The organism is Paenibacillus tarimensis, assembly GCF_021532315.1.
GTDB classification, from domain to species: domain Bacteria; phylum Bacillota; class Bacilli; order Paenibacillales; family Paenibacillaceae; genus Paenibacillus_I; species Paenibacillus_I tarimensis.
On the sequence record NZ_JAKGAO010000004.1, the window covers coordinates 145,156 to 165,532 of the forward strand.

Sequence of the window (20,377 nt, forward strand, 5' to 3'; positions counted from 1 at the left end):
AATGAATTTTCCCATTTCAAGATGGACGTCTTAAAAGAGGTCGGGAATATTGGGGCAGGTAACGCGGCCACTGCCCTCTCCCGTCTGTTGGACAAGCCGGTTGATATGGGCGTCCCAACGGTTGCTCTCGTCCCGTTCGAAGAAATTGCCGAACGGGTCGGCGGCTCCGAGCAAATCGTCGTCGCTGTATTCTTGCGCGTTGAAGGTGATGCGCCCGGAAACATGTTTTTCATTATCCAGGAAGAATCGGCGAAGAGGCTGCTCAGTAATCTCTTATCGATAGAACTGGATAGCGGAATGCCATATTCCGAGATGGAATTCTCGGCACTGAGCGAAATCGGCAATATTCTGGCAGGCTCTTACTTATCCTCGCTGGCTGATTTCACAAAGCTCTCCATGGCACCTACCGTTCCTTCGCTGGCTGTTGATATGGCCGGAGCTATTCTGAGCTACGGTTTGCTGCAGTTTGGAACGATGGGTGATGATGCCCTTCTCATTGAAACTTCCTTTTTGGAGGATAAAGAAGAGGTGGAAGGCCACTTCTTTTTGATACCCGATCCGGAATCATTTGAGAAAATCTTCGTTGCACTGGGAGTGCCGACTGAATGAAACAACAAATCAAAGTAGGAATGGCCGATCTGAACATAGCTGCCGAAGGAGAAGTACTCAAAACGACAGGTCTTGGTTCCTGCGTTGGTTTGACGCTTTATGATTCAACCGCTAAGGTAGCGGGAATGGCCCATATTATGCTGCCTTCGTCCGAGATAGCGAGAGAAGAGAACTTTAATAAGGCCAAATATGCCGATACGGCACTCCCGATGCTAATTGAAAACATGCTGAAGCTAGGCGCCTCTATCGGCAGAATGACTGCTAAGATAGCCGGCGGGGCTCAGATGTTTATGTTTGCAGGACAGCAGGATTCAATGCGGATCGGCCCACGGAATGTGGAAGCCTGCAAGACGCTGCTTGGCGGGTATTCAATTCGGCTGGCGGCAGAGGATACAGGGGCCAACTATGGCCGTACGATTGAGCTGGACAGTGCGAACGGAATCTTGCTAATCCGGAGTGTCCAGCATGGTGTAAAGGAGCTGTAGCATGCTGGGGTCAGTGCGCTGGAATCTTGTAATTGGCGGTATCGGAATGCTTCTGACATTCCTGGTCTCGCTCGAAAAGAATGGATTTGCCATTTCGTCATTACGCGGGCTGTATGCGTTCATCGCCCTTTTTCTGATCGGCTTCTTATTTCGAGCGGTTTTGTCCCTAATCGTAGTCGGTTCTCCTGCACGTGCGACGGAGACTTCGTCAGCAGGGCTGGGCGGACAAGTGGATGCTGTTACTCCTGATGAAGGAGAAGACCTGAACGAACTGCTCAAATCTCAGCTGGAAGGCAGTTTGGAGCCGGATGGAAGCGAAGAGAATGCTTTCAAGCCAATTGAGCCTAAACGGCTTGTTTCGACACAGAACAAAAATCCGGAAGAATTGGCGAAGGCTCTTCGCCATCTATCAGAAGAAGGGAAATGACCGAACGGATGAAGGGTATGCTTTCCTTAAGCAAAACGGGAATCATCCTGACATGATCGGTTTTCCTTAAGGAAAGCTTTGGGAGGGTGAGACGATGATAATGGAACCAAAAGCGCCTCATTTGTCCAACATCGAGTTGTGGCAGAAATGGAAGGAAGATAAGGATATACAGGCGAAGAAGCAGCTCATCGAGCACTACCTGCCGCTTGTTGACTATGTTACAAACCGGATGGCTATCGGCTTGCCCAAAAATGTATCACGAGATGACCTGGCAAGCAACGGAGTTATGGGTTTGATCGATGCCATAGAGAAGTTTGATTATCAGCGGGGCTTGCAGTTTGAAACCTATGCCTCGTGGCGTATCCGCGGAGCGATGATTGATGGATTGAGACAAGGAGACTGGGTGCCAAGATCGGTTCGCGAGAAAGCGAAACGCATTGAAGAAGCGTATCAGCACCTGGAGCAGGAATATCTTAGAAGTGTATCAGACAAGGAAATCAGCAGTTTCCTGAATGTAAGCGAGCGTGAATTCCAAACGATGCTGCAGGATATTGCGGTTACGACAGTTTGTTCGCTGGAAGATCCGATCCGCGAGGAAGAGTCGGAAACACGGCTGTCCATGCTGATTGATGAGAAGGCGAAGAACCCTGATTATAAGGTGCAGGAGTTTTTCTTGAAGGAAACGCTTGTTAAGGGCATAGAGCGGCTGACCGAAAAAGAACGTATTGTGGTTTCCCTCTTCTACTATGAGGAGCTATCACTCAGCGAAATCGCCGAGGTGATGCAGCTTTCGCCTTCACGTATTTCACAGCTGCACTCCAAGGCTATTCTCCGGTTAAGGGGCGCCCTGGACAAGCAGAAAAATCAGCTGATGCAGCATTAATATTAAGGAGGGGTTCGATGTCGAATCCGGTAGCGTTAAATACGTTTATCGGAGTCCGCCTGGCAGCAGACAGCATGAGTGCAGTACTTACATTCAAGAAAACCGACGGACTTGGCGATATTACAGTAGAAGAGCTTAGGGAACTGCTTCATAACGATGGAATTGTATTCGGTCTCAAAGAAGATACTCTGGCGGCTATAGCGGCTAATCCCAAGGCTTTTTATAATAGTGAGACGGTAGTGGCAGCCGGCATACCAGCCGTGGACGGGCAGGACGGCCAAATAAACTTTGTTTACCGGATGGACAGTGACAGCCGAAAGCCCGCCGAGCTTGATGATGGAACGGTTGATTTTAAAGAGATAACACAGCTTAACAATGTCCAGAGGGGGCAGCTGATCGCAGAGCGGCTGCCGGCTGTTGAAGGAATGCCGGGCAAAGCGGTTACCGGTGAAGTTATTAATGGAAGAAGCGGCAAGGAAGCAAGATTCAAGGTGGGCAAAAATGTTGTGCTGAACCCAGAGCAAACGGCTCTATACGCAGCTATTGACGGCATGATTACTAAGACGGACCGTGATAAAATCAATGTGTTTCCGGTATACGAGGTTAATGGTGACGTTGACTATAACATCGGCAACATTGATTTCGTTGGAACCGTCGTCATACGCGGCAATGTCCTTACCGGGTTCCGTGTCAGAGCCGCGGGCGATATTCGGGTCATCGGCGGGGTGGAAGGCGCTGAACTCGAGAGCGACGGCTCCATCGAAATAACCGGAGGAATAGTTGCAGGCAATAAAGGCCTAGTCAAAGCGGGTAAGAATGTTAAGAGCTCGTTCATCCAAGACGGAAATGTGGTAGCGGGTGAAGATGTGCTGGTTTCCCAGTCCATCATGCATTCACAAGTAAGGGCTGGCCGCAACGTGATATGCTCGGGTGCCAAGGGACTGCTGGTAGGCGGAATAGTCCAGGCTGGAGAGAGGGTTACAGCCAGAACGGTTGGGAACACAATGTCCACAGCGACAACGATAGAGGTGGGCGTGCTTCCTGAACTTAGAGAAGAGCTAGCCGAGCTGCGCCAGCAGACGCGATCCATGATGGACAACCTGGATAAGACGGAGAAGGCGCTCGTGCTGCTCGATCAGATGGCTGCTGCGGGACAGCTGTCACCGGATAAAATGGCTCTAAGAGTGAAGCTTAACGCCACGAAGCGCCAGACGAGTCAGGAGATGAAGGATGGCCGGGAACGCATCCTTGAAATCGAGAAGACCTTAGAGGATACGGACCGTGCACGTGTGGAAGTATTGAACACGGTATACGGGGGAACGAAGGTCGTTATCGGGCGATACACCCGTTTTGTAAAGGATGCGGCGCAGCGTGTGTACTTCCATTACTCCGAAGGGGACGTCTTGATGTCGGCAATCTACTGACAAGGCCGCTTCGGGTGAAGGGGATGATCAGATGACCTTTAAATCCATCGATCTTCAGATGTCGATTCCGCGAACGCAGGAGGCTAGCGGATATCATGGCCAGCAGCTGCAGCGTTCAGCCAATGAGCAGGCTATGCTGGCTGGGGATTCCCACAAGCAGGCTGTGAAGGAAAGACAGATGAGCACAGGGATTGAAGAGACAAGCGGACAGACGATCCGGGACAGGGAACCGGGGAAGCAAGGCGGCGGTCAGTCCAAGGAGCGCCGGAAGGATACGAAGGCTGGCGCGGAGGCCGCCCCGGCTAAGGAGCATCCTTACAAAGGAAAGCATATTGATATTTCTTTTTGATTTACACAAATACTAAAAGAATGCGGGTGATGGCTATGTCCCCTTGGCAGCTGGTAGTCCTGTTAGGCGCATTCGCCATCGTATGCGCAATGGTAATACCTCGCAAGAAAGCAGAAGCCGGAAGTAATTCAGATGATACGGTTGAGCAGATGCAAACTGCGCTGGAGCATTTCATGGAACAGATGGAATCAGACAGCAGGGGTATGGTTGAAACCATAGCCAAGGCGCGCAATGAGCAGCGGGAAGACAGCCGTATCCAGGAACAACGTATTGCTGTACTTGAGCAGCGCTGTGCAGAGCTGGAGCATAAGCTTGCTGGCCTTCAGGAATCAGCTAAGCAAGCAGTGAAAGAATCAGTGCAGCCTCTTCCTCCAGCGGAAGCTATACAAGAGAAGGCAGTGGAAGAGACGACCGAGGAACTGACAGATGAACTGGAGCATAACCAGCCCATCAGGGAGCGTTACGCCGAGGTGTTTGACCTGTATGGTGAGGGTAAATCCGTGGAATGGATCGCCAAGAAGATGGCGATGAACAAGGGTGAGGTCATGCTGATTCTTCAGTTGGCCAAGCAGGAGGAGGAGCGGCGTGTTTAGAAACCGGACGTTCCTTTTTGGCTTAGGAATCGGGATCATTGCCGGTGCCCTCCTGTTGCAGCTGATGATGGTCTCAGAGCAGCAGGCGGGCAGGGCCCAGCTGGGTCCCGATGACTTGTACACACAGGAGCAGGTGGATGAGCTGCTCGCAGAGAGAGAGCGGCAGCTTCGCAACGAGCTGCAGGATCCCGCCGCCAAAGAAGTAGATCAAGCTGAAAGCAACACCAATACGGAAGAGGCTCCACTGTCAGGTGAGAAAGCCAAAGCATCTTCTCAGCCGCAAGAAGAAGAGAAAGCGCCTGCTGGGAGTGCCGGTATATCAGAGAGTCCAGCGGCCGAGCCTGAGACCATGACGGTGTCCATGCTCCCAGTACGGATTAAGAGCGGGATGAATCTGACCCAGATTGCCTCGCTGCTCAAATCCAAGGGTGTAATTGCCGACGAAAAGGTATTTCTGACGATTATGGCTGATTACAGCAGCAAGATTGTCGCAGGCTTCTACTATTTCGACGGCGAGCTTACCTATGCAGATGTTAAAAAAATAATTACGAGCCCGCCATTTGCAACTTAAGATGGGGGCTTTTTAACCATTTAAAGGCAGTTGCAAGGCTAATGTGAATATGTTATAGTAATTGACGGTGTTAAAAACACACGGCTGTCAATTTCGTCAAGGGTGCTTGCATGATTGCGCGAGTCTTGCCGAAAGATGCGACAGGCGGAGGTAAACAAAAACCATACTAGGAGGTGTTGTGGAGATGGCGGTAATTTCCATGAAGCAGCTACTTGAAGCTGGGGTTCATTTCGGTCATCAGACCCGTCGTTGGAACCCGAAGATGGATCGTTATATCTTCACCGAAAGAAACGGTATTTACATCATTGACCTGCAGAAGACAGTTAAGAAAGTAGAAGAGGCGTACAACTTTGTACGTTCGATCTCTGAAGAGGGCGGAACTGTCCTGTTCGTAGGTACGAAGAAACAAGCCCAGGATTCCGTGAAAGAAGAAGCGGAACGCTGTGGACATTTCTATATCAACCAACGTTGGCTCGGCGGCACGCTGACCAACTTCCAAACGATCCAGAAGCGTATTGATCGTCTGCGCCAGCTGGAGAAGTGGGAAGAGGACGGCACCTTTGAAGTGCTTCCTAAGAAAGAAGTAATCATTCTCCGTAAGGAGAAAGACCGTCTTGAGAAATTCCTGGGCGGTATTAAGGGCATGAGAGGCCTGCCAAGCGCCCTGTTCATCATCGACCCGCGCAAAGAGCGCATTGCGGTTGCTGAAGCACGCAAGCTTGGTATCCCGATTGTAGGTATCGTTGATACAAACTGTGATCCGGACGAAATTGACTATGTCATTCCGGGTAACGATGATGCAATCCGTGCTGTTAAATTGCTGACTTCCAAGATGGCTGATGCTATTGTGGAAGCCAACCAAGGCGAACAAACAACGGCTTAATGGAAATTTGGCCATGACAGAAAGGGTGGTTGGAAGGTGAAAACCTCTCACCGCCCTTTTTTTAAGAGCCGACACCCAATTGAGTCATCCCGTGTGTTACATACAAGCAGTCCAAACATTCGACTTATAACATTTCAGGAGGGTTTATAATGGCAGTTAATGCGAGTGCAGTTAAAGAATTGCGCGAGAAAACGGGAGCAGGCATGCTTGATTGTAAGAAAGCGTTGGAGGAAGCGGGCGGCGATCTGCAAAAAGCCAGCGAAATTCTTCGTGAAAAGGGTCTGGCGGCAGCAGCGAACAAGGCGGGCCGTGCAGCAACGGAAGGCGTAGTTGAATCCTACATCCATGCTGGCGGACGTATTGGCGTCCTCGTAGAAGTTAACTGTGAGACGGACTTCGTTGCTAAGACTGACCAATTCCGTGATTTCGTGCGCGATATTGCCATGCAAATTGCTGCAGCGAATCCGAAATATGTTCGCCGTGAAGAAGTACCACAAGAGGATCTTGAGAAGGAGAAGGAGATTCTTAAAGCTCAAGCTCTGAATGAAGGCAAGCCGGCTAACATCGTTGAGAAAATGGTAGAAGGCCGCATGGGCAAGTTCTACGAAGAGTTCTGTCTGATGGAGCAGCCTTTTATTAAGGATCCGGACAAGACGGTATCCGCTCTTCTGAACGAGAAGATCAGCACGATCGGCGAAAATATCTCGATCCGCCGCTTTGTTCGTTACGAACTGGGCGAAGGCCTTGAGAAAAAACAGGACAACTTCGTTGAAGAAGTTATGTCGCAAGCCAAATTGTAATCCGACGATAACGGCGGGGCGGTACTTCTGCCCCGCTTTTCCATACCCTGCTTGAACTATTTATGCTGCCTCGCGAAAGAGGTCAAAGATGGAGGTAATATAGTGGATCATCCCGTGTACAAACGAATTGTCCTGAAGGTGAGCGGTGAATCGCTCGCAGGCCAAAACGGTTATGGAATCGATGCTGCGATGATTTCATCGATCGCTGAACAAGTTAAAGAAGTGGTCGAATTGAATGTGGAAGTTGCAATTGTTGTCGGCGGAGGTAACATATGGCGGGGGATTGCCGGTACAGCCAAAGGAATCGACCGTGCGACAGCGGACTACATGGGAATGCTTGCCACCGTCATGAACTCGCTTGCTCTGCAGGACGCGCTTGAACAAATCGATGTCCCGACCAGGGTGCAGACATCTATTGCGATGCAGCAAATTGCTGAGCCATATATCCGCAGACGGGCGATCCGCCACTTGGAGAAGGGGCGCGTCGTTATATTTGCAGCAGGAACGGGCAATCCGTTCTTCTCGACGGATACGACAGCCGCACTCCGTGCAGCTGAGATTGAAGCGGAAGTTATACTGATGGCCAAAAATAAAGTGGACGGCGTGTATTCTGCCGATCCATTCAAGGATGCTTCGGCTGAGAAGTTTGAGCAGCTGACCTACCTTGAAGTACTCAACCGCAACCTCGGCGTTATGGACTCTACCGCTTCATCGCTCTGCATGGACAATAACATACCACTTGTTGTCTTCTCGATTACCGAGAGCGGCAACATCAAGCGCGTTGTTATGGGTGAAAAAATCGGTACCATCGTTGTGAAAGGGAGTGCCAGCTAATATGCCACAGGACATCAAGAAAAATGCGGAAGAGCGTATGGGTAAAGCAATTGACGCTCTGAAGCGTGATTTGTCAACACTGCGCGCGGGTCGCGCCACTCCGGCCATGCTTGACCGGGTACAAGTAGAATATTACGGTGCCATGACACCGGTTAACCAGCTAGCAAACATTAACACGCCGGATTCCAGAACCTTAATCATCCAGCCTTGGGACAAATCCTCTTTGGCGGCTATTGAGAAGGCGATTCTGAAATCGGATCTTGGTTTGACTCCGTCAAATGACGGAGCGGTTATCCGTATCGGCATTCCTGCTCTTACGGAGGAACGCCGTGCAGAGCTTGTTAAAGCAACGAAGAAATTTGGCGAGGAGGCGAAGGTTGCAATCCGCAACATCCGCCGTGACGCCAATGATGATATTAAGAAGCTGGAGAAGACAGACATCTCCGAGGATGAGTCGCGTCGCCACCAGGATGATATCCAGAAGACGACCGACCGCTACATCGCGGAAGTTGATAAAGTACTCGTCAACAAAGAAAAAGAAATTATGGAAGTTTAGTCCCGATAATTGTGCCCCTCCGACAAGGTGGGGCTTGTTCAAATCGTAAGCATGCCAAACAGGCGCTTCTCCGCTGTGCATACCAGTCATACCGATGCTCGCCCCGTCGTAGACGGCGCGGGCCGTTTAACTTCGTGAGAAGCAGCTGTATTCATACATACAATCATGAAGCTGGTTTGCCAGTTGCCTGTATTTGCCCTTGTGGGAGGAAAACGAATGTTAGATCGGATTCGCAGCCGGTTCCGCCGAAAGCCATCAGGAAAGACGCTGTCACCGGATAATATACCGCAGCATGTTGCCATCATTATGGACGGAAACGGCCGCTGGGCCAAAAGTCGCGGACTTCCGAGGGTTGCCGGGCATCATTCTGGAATGAAAGCAGTTAAACGGATCACGATGGCAGCCGACCGGCTGGGTATCAAGTACCTGACCCTTTATGCGTTTTCAACAGAAAATTGGAAGAGGCCGAAGTCAGAAGTCGATTTTCTGATGAAGCTGCCCCAGGAATTCCTAGCTATTGAGCTTGAGGAACTGATCGCTAATAATGTGCAAGTAAGAATGATGGGTTATAAGGAAGAACTGCCCCCTCATACGCTGCAGGCGGTTGAGACGGCTATGGAGAGAACAGCGGGCAATACAGGCCTAGTTCTAAATTTTGCCCTTAATTACGGCAGCCGTAAGGAAATGATGGATACTGTCCGCCAGCTATGTGATGAAGCTGCCAAGGGCCAATTGGAACCTGACAAGCTGACTGAAGCCGATTTTGAGTCGCGCCTGCTGTCGGGCGGGATGCCGGATCCCGATCTGCTCATCCGCACAAGCGGGGAACTGCGGATCAGTAACTTTATGATGTGGCAGCTGGCGTACAGTGAGCTGTGGTTTACAGAGGTTTACTGGCCGGAGTTCTCTGAGGAGCATTTCCTGGAGGCGGTCAGCGAATACCAACGGCGAGCACGACGCTACGGCGGGTTGTAAAGCCGACAGGAGAGTGGCGAAGCAGTGAAACAACGAATTATTACAGGCGTATTCGCCGGTCTTGTGTTTGGCATCATGGCTATCTTGGGAGGCTGGTTCTATGAGGGCCTGCTCCTCTTTCTGGCGGTAGTGGGCTATTTCGAATTTGTCCGGCTAAACGGATACCGCTGGTTCGATATCATGTCGCTTGTCGGGTTCGGAGGTATGCTTATTATCGTAATTCCCTGGAATCATACAGGATTGCCGGAGCCTTCGCTGGCTGTTGTCATATGGATTTTGATGCTGCTGCTTTTGTCGGTGACGGTAGTTACGAAAAATAAGGAAACGCTGGATAATTCAGCTCTTCTCCTGCTTGGGGCGATATATGTGGGGTACGGCTTCTCGGAAATGATGACGGTTCGTGCCCAGGAGGAGTTCGGACTTCTGTATACAGCTTTAGCCTTTGGCTGCATTTGGGCGTCGGATATAGGCGCTTACTTCGTTGGGCGGGCAGTAGGCAGAACCAAGCTGTGGCCTGCGATCAGCCCGAATAAAACCATCGAAGGTGCGGCAGGCGGGATTGTAATGTCTCTTATCGTCGGAGCCTTGTTCTGGATTGCAGCCCCGTCTGTTCTTACAATCGGACAAGCTCTGCTCGTGGGTCTGCTTGCCTCACTAGCCGGGCAGTTTGGTGACCTGATTCAATCCGCTTATAAACGCTTGAGGGGTGTAAAGGATTCGGGCAGATTGCTTCCTGGGCACGGAGGCGTGTTGGATCGCTGTGACAGCTGGCTCATTGTGTTCCCGCTGCTTACACTGACAGGATTACTGGCTTAGGAGGACAGGACTATTGAAGCAAATATCGATTCTTGGCTCTACCGGATCCATTGGAACACAGACTCTCGATGTAATTGCCAACGATCCGGAGCAGTATGAGGTTGCCGGGCTTGCAGCAGGCACGAATGTCCGGCTGCTTGTGGAACAGGCGCTGCGCTTTAACCCGAAGAAAGTCAGTCTCGCGACCAGAGAAGCTGCCGAGGAGGCTAGGGTAGGACTGCCCGCCGAGATTAAAGTGCTGTATGGGGAAGAGGGTCTTGATGAGATCGCGGCTGATACCGGTGCCGAGTGTGTCGTAACTGCTCTTGTCGGCAGTCAAGGCTTACGGTCAACATTGGCCGCTATAAACGCAGGCGCCAGAATAGGATTGGCCAACAAGGAGACACTTGTGACGGCGGGTCATCTTGTAATGCGGCAAGCTGCCGACAGAGGTGTGGATATTTTGCCGGTTGACAGTGAGCACTCGGCCATTTACCAATGTCTAAACGGTGAGAACAAAGCCGATGTCAAGAAAATTACGCTCACTGCTTCCGGGGGCTCCTTTCGGGATAAGAGCCGTCAGGAGCTTGAAGGCGTAACGGTCGAACAGGCTCTGCGTCATCCGAATTGGTCGATGGGCTCCAAGATCACGATCGATTCGGCGACCATGGTGAACAAAGGTCTTGAGGTCATTGAAGCCCACTGGCTGTTTGGCGCTGACTATGAAGACTTGGATGTCCTGCTCCATCCGGAAAGCATCATTCATTCCTATGTTGAATTTGTCGATAATAGTGTTATTGCTCAGTTAGGCTGGCCGGATATGAGAATCCCGATTCAATATGCACTCTCTTATCCCAACCGCAGGCCGTCGCCGACTGAACCGCTGGACTTAACCCGGCTCGGGAGTTTGAATTTCCGCAAGATGGACTTCGAACGGTACCCATGTCTCCGGATGGCGTTTGAGTGCGGCCGTGCCGGGCAGTCAGCTCCTGCTGTCTATAATGCGGCGAATGAAGTGGCTGTGGCAAGATTTTTAAAGGGTGAGATTAGCTTCCTGGCTATTGAACAGGTGATAGAGCGTGTGCTCTCACGGCACCAGGTGTGCGATCTGCCTGATCTGGGTGCCATTGCGGAAGTGGATGGCTGGGCACGCAGAGAAGCGGCAGCGCTCAATATATAAGGGGACGCAGATCGTCATGTGCGGTTCTCTTGTATCGGCCGATGGAATAATGATAATCTAAGTACAGGCCGTTACGAACAGGAGGCTGCTTCGAAGATGGATATGGTTCAAGTCGTTTTATTGACCGTGCTAGTGTTTTTTGTGATCGTTTCAATACATGAGTGGGGTCACTTATATTTTGCCAAGCGGGCCGGAATATTGGTCCGGGAGTTTGCGATTGGCTTTGGTCCGAAGCTGTTTTCTCTCAAGCGTGGAGAAACGAGGTATACGCTTCGTCTTATTCCGGCAGGCGGTTTTATTCGCATGGCGGGAGAAGACCCGGAAATTGTGGAGGTACAACCCGGGCAGACGGTGGCCGTGAGGCTGGTAAACGGAGCGGTTACGCGGGTATATCTCGACCGGTTGGATGAACGAAGCAATGTGGTACGCGGTGAAGTGGTATCCATCGATCTGGAACACGCGCTCAAGATTGTTCTGGACGTCGACGGGGAGAAGGAGCGGTTTGACGTTGACCGGAAGGCAGAGATTGTAGCTCGCGGGCGCGAGACCCAGATAGCCCCGTTTGACCGGCAATTTGGAAGCAAGACTGTCGGCCAGCGCGCACTGGCGATATTTGCCGGACCGGCCATGAACTTTGTTCTTGCGTTCGTACTCTTCATGGCTTACATTCAGATGACGGGTGTGCCTGTGGACAATCCGGATAAGCTGCTGATTAACGAGGTCATTGCGGGTGCGCCAGCTTCCAAGGCCGGGCTTCAGGTCGGTGACGAGATCAAAAGCATTAACGGTGAACTGATCGGGACCGATTACGACAAGATGATTGCCCTGATCGGCAAATCTGCTGAGAAGCCTATGAATTGGGTCATTATCCGGGAAGGCAGCACACTGGAGATTGAAGTGACGCCTGCTTTTGACGAGGAAGCGAAAATGGGCAAGGTTGGTGTTTCTGCGCTTCCGCCAACGCGAGCCGCCGGTATCGTTGAAACGGTAACCTTTGCCGGAAAGGCCATGAAGAATACGACCATATTAATTATGGAGATGTTCCAAAAGCTCATCATGGGCCAATTTAAGCTTGATGATTTGGGCGGTCCGGTTAAGACAGCGAAGTTTACAGGCGAAATAGCTGCCAAGGGGATTGAACAGCTGACATCATGGACGGCTATCCTCAGCTTGTACCTGGGCATCTTCAATTTGCTGCCCATTCCTGCACTGGATGGAAGCCGGTTAATTTTCCTGGGACTTGAGGCTGTAAGAGGCAGGCCGATCGACCCTAACAGAGAGAGTATGGTTCACTTTATCGGCTTTGCCATGCTAATGCTGCTGATGCTGGCTGTCACGTATAATGATATACTGAATTTGATACAGGGTTAAAACGGAACGCCTGCTGACCAAGGCTGTATAGGCCGGCGCAGGCGTTTTGAGCTCATTTTGTCAGAACGGGGCTGGGAGGCAATTATGTCGAAGGATAAGCAGTTTGTAACCGAAATTACACCGCAGGGTGAGGATTTCTCAAGATGGTATATCGATGTTATTAAGAAAGCGGAGCTGATGGACTATTCACCTGTCCGCGGCTGTATTGTATTCAGGCCGGAAGGCTATGAGATTTGGGAGAATATCCAGCGTGATCTGGACCGACGGTTTAAGGAAACCGGTCACCGTAACGCTTATTTTCCGCTTTTCATTCCCGAGAGCTTCTTCCAGAAGGAGAAGGAGCATGTGGAAGGCTTTAACCCGGAACTTCCGTGGGTAACGGAAGCGGCAGGGGAGAAGCTTGAGGAGCGGCTCGCTATACGTCCGACCTCGGAGACGATGTTTGGTCATATGTACGCCAAATGGATTCAATCCTATCGTGACCTGCCAGTACTGATTAACCAGTGGGCTAACGTGGTGCGCTGGGAGAAGCGTACCCTGCCATTCCTGAGGACGAGCGAGTTCTTATGGCAGGAAGGCCATACGGCGCATGAAACAGAAGAAGAAGCACGGCAGGAAACCATGCAGATGCTGGAAATCTACCGTGACTTCGTAGAGGAGTTCCTTGCAATTCCGGTTGTAATGGGGCAGAAGACGCCTTCTGAGAAATTCGCAGGCGCGGTTGATACGTATTCAATCGAAGCTATGATGAAGGACGGCCGCGCCGTTCAGGCGGGTACCTCGCATTTTATGGGTACAAACTTCGCTGTTGCCTTCGATATTAAATACCTGGACCGCAGCAACAACCTGCAGTTTGCACATACAACGTCCTGGGGGGTAAGCACCAGGCTGATCGGCGCGATGATCATGGTGCATGGCGATGACCGGGGCCTGGCACTGCCGCCGAAGGTAGCGCCGACGCAGGTCATTATGATTCCTATCGGGCCGCCGAAGACACGTGAACAGGTGGTTGGCCGGGTGGACGAGCTGTACCGTGAGCTGAAGCAGGCAGGCATCCGGGTTCGGGTGGATGACCGGGCTGATGTCAGTCCGGGCTGGAAATTCAATGAATATGAAATGCGCGGCGTTCCGCTTCGTCTAGAGCTGGGACCGCGTGATATGGAGAATGGACAGGTGGTGCTTGTCTCTCGTATAACGGGCGAGAAGCGTATAGTGGCACAGGATCGTCTGGCGGAAGAAGTTGCATCCATGCTGGATGAGATTCAGCGCGATATGTTCGAGAAGGCCAAGTCGTTCCGCGAAGAGAACTTCAAATCACTGGATACACTGGATGAGATGAAGGCGTTTCTGGAAGACAAGCGCGGCTTCGTAGAGGCAGGCTGGTGCGGATCAGAAGCTTGTGAACGCCAGGTCAAGGAAGAGACAGGCGCGACAAGCCGTAACATTCCGTTTGAGCCGACAGCTGTGAAGTCAACTTGCCTGGTCTGCGGGGATAAGGCGAAACATACAGTCGTGTTTGCCCGGGCCTATTGATAGACACATAGCAGTACAGCAGTACGGGGGAGGAAGCAATGAGCCACACGGGGGATAAACGCCAGCGGTTCGAACTGCTGTTGCAGCAGGCGGGCTTGCCGGAAGAGGTTATGAACACCTATTTTGGAGATGGATATATCGATCATGTGGCCGTTAGCGCAAATAACCGGGAATGGACGTTTTGCATCCGCAAAGCGTCCATACTGCCTTATAAGGCATACCGTTTGTTCTGCGAATCGGTACGCAAGAAGCTAGGACATATTGCAGATATCTCCTTTGTTATGGATTATGAGGCAGCTGTTACAACTGACCAGATACTTACAGCCTACTGGGATTTCTTCGTGGAGTGGGCCCAGCAGGAGATGGCTTCTGTTAACGGCTGGTTGGGGAAAGCCAAGTTCGAGGCAGAAGGGGAGCTGCTTACACTCACGCTGCGTGATGATACGACGCTCGAGATGGCCCGCAAGAAGAGGATCGATGAGGAAGCTGTCCGCTTCTTTACGCGGTATTTTAAGCGTACCTGCAAGGTCAAGCTTGCTGTCGGCCAGTTTGGCCAGGAGGATTATGAGAAGTTTACCCAGCAGCGGGTACAGGAAGAGCGCGAGGTTGTTCAGCAGATTATGGCAAGCGTTCAATCCGAGCCGCCTGATGATAGTGGTGAAGCTCCGGAGAGGCTTGTCGTTGGTTATGATATTCGGGAAGAGCCTGTGCCTATTATCAAAATTCAAGAGGAAGAGAAGAAGATCACAGTCCAGGGAGCGGTGTTTGGTCTTGAGTCCAAAGAGCTGCGTAACGGCAGCACGCTGTTTACTTTTAACGTAACAGACTTTACCGATTCGATTATGATGAAGATGTTTGCGAAGACCAAGGACGATGTGAAGATGCTGAGCCTGCTTGCCAATGGCAAGTGGATCCGGGCCCGTGGCCGTGTTGAATATGACCGGTTTATGATGGAGCCCGAGCTGGTTATGATGCCCAATGATCTTCACGAGGTTAAAGCTCCTCCCGAGCGGACAGATGATGCTAAAGTGAAGCGCGTTGAATTCCATCTGCATACAACCATGAGCACGATGGATGCTGTGACACCGGTTGATGCTTATATCAAGACCGCTGCCAAATGGGGACACCAGGCGATCGCGATCACTGATCACAGCGGGGTACAGAGTTACCCGGAAGCCTATAAGGCAGCGAAGAAGAATAACATGAAAGTACTGTTCGGGCTCGAAGCTAACGTAGTGAACGATTCGGTGCCGATGGTTATTAATCCGCGCGAGCAGGACCTGCAGACAGCTGAATATGTCGTATTCGATATTGAGACAACAGGCTTGTCGATTATTAACAACAAGATCATTGAGCTTGCAGGCGTCAAAATGCGGGAAGGGAAGGAGATTGACCGCTTCTCTACCTTTATTAATCCGCACGAGAAAATTCCTTATCATATTCAGCAATTGACCAATATTAACGATGAGATGGTCAAAGACGCGCCGGAGCTTGCTCCCAAGCTGCGTGAATTTGTTGAATTTATTGGCGATGCCATTCTGGTTGCGCATAACGCCCGCTTTGATATCGGGTTTATTCAGGCGAACTGTAAGGCAATCGGGATTCCCGAGGTCATGAATCCGGTGCTTGATACATTGGAGCTTGCCCGCTTTATCCATCCAAGTATGAAAAATCACCGTCTGAATACGCTGGCGGACAAATATAAAGTTAGTCTCGATAATCATCACCGGGCCATTGATGACTCGATCGCGCTTGGAGGCGTGCTCTTTGGCTTGATTGCTGACGCGGCGGCCCGGAATATTACCGGCCTCCATCAGCTCAACGATTATGTAGGACTGGATTTCTCGAACAGCCGTCCTTTCCACTGCGGGATCTATGCCCTTAATGCAGTCGGCAAGAAGAACTTGTTCAAGCTCGTGTCGCTATCGCACACAGAATACTTTAAGCGAGTAGCCTGCATCCCAAAATCCAAGCTAGTCGAGCTGCGCGAAGGGCTCCTGGTTATCTCGGGCTGCGAGAAGGGTGAATTTTTTGAAACGGTGCTGAACAAGACGATGGAAGAGGCTGAGGAGACAGCTCGGTTCTATGACGTATTGGAGATTCAGCCTGTCGACTTTTACATGCACCTGGTTGATAAAGGGCTGGTCGGAAGCCGGGCAGAAATCGAGCAGGCGATCCGGCGTGTATGCGATATCGGCTACAAGCTGGACAAGCCGGTCATCGCAACGGGTAATGTGCATTACTTAAATCCTCGGGATAAGATATACCGTGATATTACGATACACGGTATAACGGGCTTTAGTCCGCTTAAGGATATCCGCAAGCCTGATGCGCATTTCCGCACAACGAATGAAATGCTGGAAGAATTCAAGTTTCTCGGTGAGGAGAAGGCTTACGAGGTAGTGGTAACGAACACGATCGAGCTGGCTGAACGGTTTGAATCCTTCGAAATGTTTCCGGATCAGCCGTTCTTCCCGGTTATCGAAGGGGCCGACGAGGAAATGCGGGAGACATGCTATAATACAGCCCGTACGCTGTATGGCGATCCCATTCCCGAAGTAGTTACCGAGCGGCTTGAACGGGAGCTGATACCGATTATAAAAGCGGGTTTCTCAGCCTTGTATCTTATCTCGCAGCGACTCGTTAAGAAGTCGAACGAGGACGGTTATCTGGTTGGTTCCCGGGGATCAGTCGGTTCCTCTGTTGTTGCGATGATGCTCGGAATCTCGGAGGTCAATCCGCTGCCGCCGCATTATCTGTGCAGGTCCTGTAAGCATTCGGAGTGGTTCACAGACGGCAGCGTTCCAAGCGGCTTTGATCTTCCGAATAAGGATTGTCCAAGCTGCGGTTCACCGATGAAGGGGGACGGTCAGGACATTCCGTTCGAGACATTCCTGGGCTTTAAGGGCGACAAGGTACCGGATATTGACTTGAATTTCTCAGGTGAGTACCAGCCGCATGCGCATAACTATACGAAGGTATTGTTCGGCGAGAAGAGTGTATTCCGGGCCGGCACGATCGGTACGGTTGCCGAGAAGACGGCATACGGTTTTGCGAAGAAGTATGAAGAGGATCAAGGGAAAAAGTGGCGAGGCGCCGAACTGAACCGCCTTGCGAGCGGATGTACGGGCGTCAAGCGGAGCACCGGCCAGCATCCCGGCGGCATCGTGGTTGTTCCGGATTACATTGAGGTTGAGGATATTACGCCGGTCCAGTATCCAGCAGATGATACAAGCGCTGAATGGAAGACGACGCATTTTGACTATCATGCCTTCGACGCTAACCTGCTGAAGCTTGATATACTTGGCCACGATGATCCGACGATGATGCGGATGCTGCAGGATCTCACCGGCGTTGACCCTACGACCATCCCGATGAACGATCCAAAGGTCATGAGTATGTTCAATTCCACGACAGCGCTGGGTGTTACCCCTGAGCAGATCCGGACACCGGTCGCCACTTATGGCGTGCCGGAGATGGGGACAAAGTTCGTTCGCCAAATGCTTCAGGAGACGCAGCCTTCGAGCTTTGCCGATCTTCTGCAGATTTCAGGACTGTCGCACGGCACTGGCGTATGGCTTGGCAATGCGCAGGAGCTGATCAAGAACGGAACCTGCAACATCAAGACTGTTATCGGCTGTCGTGACGATATTATGCTGTATCTGATTTATAAGGCAGGCATGGACGCCGGGCTGGCCTTTAAGATTACGGAAAGTGTCCGGAAGGGTAAGGGACTTACGCCGGAATGGATCGAAGAGATGAAGCGCTGCAAGGTGCCGCAATGGTATATTGATTCCTGTCTGCGGATTGAGTATATGTTCCCGAAGGCGCACGCCGCCGCATACGTTATATCCGCAGTCCGTACGGCTTATTTTAAGCTCTATCATCCGATTGCTTATTATGCGACCTATTTTACCGTACGCGCTGAGGACTTTGATCTGGAGCTGCTTTGCCAAGGGTATGATGCGATTAAGAAGAAGCTGATCGAAATTGAAGAGAAGGGCTTCCAGGCGCTGCCGAAAGAAAAGAACATGATCTCTATTCTGGAGATGGCGCTAGAAATGACAGCACGCGGCTTTTCGTTTAAGCCGATTGATCTGTACCGTTCGGATGCCACCAAATTCCTGATCGACGGCGATTCCCTTATACCTCCGTTTGCAGCGGTTGGCGGGATCGGCGAAAATGCGGCCCGAAATATTGCAGCGGCAAGGGAAGAAGGTGACTTTCTGTCGGTCGAGGACTTCCAGCAGAAGTCTCGTGCATCCAAGACTATTGTTGAGCTGCTGGCCGGCATGGGCTGCTTCCGCGGACTGCCAGAATCGAATCAGCTGTCCCTGTTCTAGCCTGAAAACGGAAGAGGCCATTTTCATTTGTCTTGTCACTATAGACTGGTTATGCTATAATTTTTCTGGTAATGCTGTTGATATTGTGTCTGCAGAAGAGTGGGGAAACCCACTCTTTACGTTTTGTCTGCGGACCTTTAGAAATATTTCCCCCGGGAGGTCACACACTGGTGAGCAAAGCTAATATAAAATCCACTATCGATGAGATGGTTCGTCCGTACATAGAGGATAACGGATTTGAGCTGGTTGATATCGAGTACGTCAAGGAGGGAAGCAACTATTTCCTCCGCATTTTTGTAGATAAAGAAGGCGGTATCGATATTGACGAATGCGGCCGGATCAGTGAGTACGTGAGCGAACGTCTCGACCAAGAGGATCCGATCTCAGATGCATATTTTCTCGAGGTCTCTTCACCGGGTGCGGAGCGTCCGCTTAAGAAACCGGAAGACATGGCGAAGGCGGTCGGAAAGCATGTCTTTATTACAACTTACGAGCCAATCGGTGGCCTCAAGGAATTCGAAGGCAAGCTGCTTTCGTTCGACGGGGAAGAAGCAATAGTGGAAGCGGGCAAGAAGAAGTACACCTTACCTTACGCCAAGATCGCCGGCGCGCGCTTGGCTATCGTGTTTTAATTTGTTGAGAGGGGGAGCAATTTTCCAATGAGTATGGATTTTATAGAAGCGCTGTCGGAGATCGAGAGAGATAAGGGAATTGCCAAGGATGTGCTGTTGGAGGCTATTGAGGCAGCACTGATCTCCAGCTATAAGCGCAATTTTAACACGGCGCAGAATGTCCGCGTCGAAATTAACCGCCATACCGGCGTTATCAAGGTGTATGCCCGCAAGACGGTGGTGGAGGAGGTGCTCGATCCTCGGATGGAAATTTCCATTGAAGCATCGCGTGAGATCAACCCGCATTACCAGCTGGATGATATCGCGGAAATCGAAGTCACACCTCGTGACTTCGGACGGATTGCAGCCCAAACGGCAAAGCAGGTTGTAACACAGCGCATACGAGAAGCCGAGCGCGGACTGATCTATAATGCCTACATTGATAAGGAAGAAGATATCGTAAACGGGATCGTGCAGCGCCAGGATGTGCGCAACCTGTTCGTTGATCTGGGCAAGGTGGAAGCGGTGCTGCCGCTTACCGAGCTGATGCCGACGGATAAGTTCAAGCATGGCGACCGTGTCAAATCCTTTATTACAAAGGTAGAAAACACCACAAAGGGTCCGCAAATTATTCTGTCGCGCACGCACCCGGGTCTGCTGAAAAGGCTCTTCGAGCTTGAAGTGCCTGAAATCTATGACGGCGTTGTTGAAATTCGTTCTGTTGCACGGGAAGCCGGATTCCGTTCCAAGATAGCGGTATACTCGCGCAATCCCGAGGTGGACCCGGTTGGCTCCTGTGTAGGACCAAAGGGGCTTCGGGTACAGACGGTTGTCTCGGAGCTTAAAGGCGAGAAGATCGATATTGTGCGCTGGTCGGAAAACGTGGAGGAGTATGTGGCCAACGCGCTTAGTCCTTCCAAGGTTATCGAGGTCATCGTATTCGAGCAGGAGAAGATGGCACGTGTTATTGTGCCTGATTATCAGCTGTCGCTCGCCATTGGCATAAAGGGACAAAATGCCCGTCTGGCCGCCAAGTTGACTGGCTGGAAGATCGATATCAAGAGCGAAACGCAGGCGGAGCAGGAATTTGACCGTCCAAGATCCTCTGGTGATACGATGCCGCAGGATTCGGTTTCCTACGACGGTTAACCAATA

20 protein-coding genes are annotated in these 20,377 nt (G+C 51.2%); all 20 read left to right on the forward strand.

Annotated features, from left to right (window positions below):
- Positions 1-21 precede the first annotated feature (21 nt).
- Complete coding sequence (locus L1N82_RS01815) at positions 22-609, forward strand: chemotaxis protein CheC (RefSeq protein WP_235285631.1); 588 nt, start codon at positions 22-24, stop codon at positions 607-609.
- Positions 606-1,094, forward strand: coding sequence for a chemotaxis protein CheD (locus L1N82_RS01820; protein WP_235285632.1), 489 nt, complete (start codon positions 606-608; stop codon positions 1,092-1,094). Before L1N82_RS01815 ends, L1N82_RS01820 begins: the two co-directional genes overlap by 4 nt.
- 1 nt (position 1,095) lies before the next feature.
- The gene (locus tag L1N82_RS01825; RefSeq protein ID WP_235285633.1) at positions 1,096-1,521 is read left to right on the forward strand and encodes a hypothetical protein; all 426 of its coding nucleotides are present in this window, start codon (positions 1,096-1,098) and stop codon (positions 1,519-1,521) included.
- A gap of 94 nt (positions 1,522-1,615) precedes the next feature.
- Positions 1,616-2,404, forward strand: coding sequence for a FliA/WhiG family RNA polymerase sigma factor (locus L1N82_RS01830; RefSeq protein WP_235285634.1), 789 nt, complete (start codon positions 1,616-1,618; stop codon positions 2,402-2,404).
- Positions 2,405-2,421: 17 nt separating this feature from the next.
- The gene (locus tag L1N82_RS01835; RefSeq protein ID WP_235285635.1) at positions 2,422-3,828 is read left to right on the forward strand and encodes a DUF342 domain-containing protein; all 1,407 of its coding nucleotides are present in this window, start codon (positions 2,422-2,424) and stop codon (positions 3,826-3,828) included.
- Between the two features lie 31 nt (positions 3,829-3,859).
- On the forward strand, positions 3,860-4,177 hold the full coding sequence (locus L1N82_RS01840; protein WP_235285636.1) for a hypothetical protein: 318 nt from the start codon (positions 3,860-3,862) through the stop codon (positions 4,175-4,177).
- Positions 4,178-4,212: 35 nt separating this feature from the next.
- Complete coding sequence (locus tag L1N82_RS01845) at positions 4,213-4,770, forward strand: DUF6115 domain-containing protein (protein ID WP_235285637.1); 558 nt, start codon at positions 4,213-4,215, stop codon at positions 4,768-4,770.
- A complete protein-coding gene (locus tag L1N82_RS01850) occupies positions 4,763-5,341 on the forward strand; it encodes a hypothetical protein (protein ID WP_235285638.1) in 579 nt (192 codons plus the stop codon). The genes L1N82_RS01845 and L1N82_RS01850 overlap by 8 nt, the downstream gene beginning before the upstream one ends.
- Positions 5,342-5,525: 184 nt before the next feature.
- Entirely contained in the window at positions 5,526-6,224 is a 699-nt protein-coding gene (gene rpsB, locus L1N82_RS01855; RefSeq protein WP_111149021.1) for a 30S ribosomal protein S2, read from the forward strand.
- A gap of 149 nt (positions 6,225-6,373) precedes the next feature.
- Positions 6,374-7,024, forward strand: coding sequence for a translation elongation factor Ts (gene tsf, locus L1N82_RS01860; RefSeq protein WP_235285639.1), 651 nt, complete (start codon positions 6,374-6,376; stop codon positions 7,022-7,024).
- A gap of 102 nt (positions 7,025-7,126) precedes the next feature.
- Positions 7,127-7,858: a UMP kinase gene (pyrH, locus tag L1N82_RS01865; protein ID WP_111149023.1), complete on the forward strand. Its 732-nt coding sequence runs from the start codon at positions 7,127-7,129 to the stop codon at positions 7,856-7,858.
- Between the two features lies 1 nt (position 7,859).
- A complete protein-coding gene (gene frr / locus L1N82_RS01870) occupies positions 7,860-8,414 on the forward strand; it encodes a ribosome recycling factor (RefSeq protein WP_235285640.1) in 555 nt (184 codons plus the stop codon).
- A gap of 216 nt (positions 8,415-8,630) precedes the next feature.
- Positions 8,631-9,389, forward strand: coding sequence for an isoprenyl transferase (locus L1N82_RS01875; RefSeq protein WP_235285641.1), 759 nt, complete (start codon positions 8,631-8,633; stop codon positions 9,387-9,389).
- 24 nt (positions 9,390-9,413) lie between these two features.
- On the forward strand, positions 9,414-10,205 hold the full coding sequence (locus L1N82_RS01880; protein ID WP_235285642.1) for a phosphatidate cytidylyltransferase: 792 nt from the start codon (positions 9,414-9,416) through the stop codon (positions 10,203-10,205).
- A 13-nt stretch (positions 10,206-10,218) separates the two neighbouring features.
- Positions 10,219-11,364, forward strand: coding sequence for a 1-deoxy-D-xylulose-5-phosphate reductoisomerase (locus tag L1N82_RS01885; RefSeq protein WP_235285643.1), 1,146 nt, complete (start codon positions 10,219-10,221; stop codon positions 11,362-11,364).
- Between the two features lie 96 nt (positions 11,365-11,460).
- Positions 11,461-12,735, forward strand: a complete 1,275-nt coding sequence (gene rseP / locus L1N82_RS01890) for an RIP metalloprotease RseP (RefSeq protein WP_235285644.1) — start codon at positions 11,461-11,463, stop codon at positions 12,733-12,735.
- 84 nt (positions 12,736-12,819) lie between these two features.
- Complete coding sequence (gene proS / locus L1N82_RS01895) at positions 12,820-14,268, forward strand: proline--tRNA ligase (RefSeq protein ID WP_235285645.1); 1,449 nt, start codon at positions 12,820-12,822, stop codon at positions 14,266-14,268.
- A gap of 38 nt (positions 14,269-14,306) precedes the next feature.
- Positions 14,307-18,611 carry a PolC-type DNA polymerase III gene (locus L1N82_RS01900; RefSeq protein WP_235285646.1) on the forward strand — a complete coding sequence of 1,435 codons (4,305 nt, stop codon included), beginning with the start codon at positions 14,307-14,309 and terminating at the stop codon, positions 18,609-18,611.
- 170 nt (positions 18,612-18,781) lie between these two features.
- On the forward strand, positions 18,782-19,243 hold the full coding sequence (rimP, locus tag L1N82_RS01905) for a ribosome maturation factor RimP (protein ID WP_235285647.1): 462 nt from the start codon (positions 18,782-18,784) through the stop codon (positions 19,241-19,243).
- Positions 19,244-19,270: 27 nt separating this feature from the next.
- Positions 19,271-20,371 (forward strand): transcription termination factor NusA, encoded by a 1,101-nt coding sequence (nusA, locus tag L1N82_RS01910; protein WP_235285648.1) that lies wholly within the window; start codon positions 19,271-19,273, stop codon positions 20,369-20,371.
- Positions 20,372-20,377 lie beyond the last annotated feature (6 nt).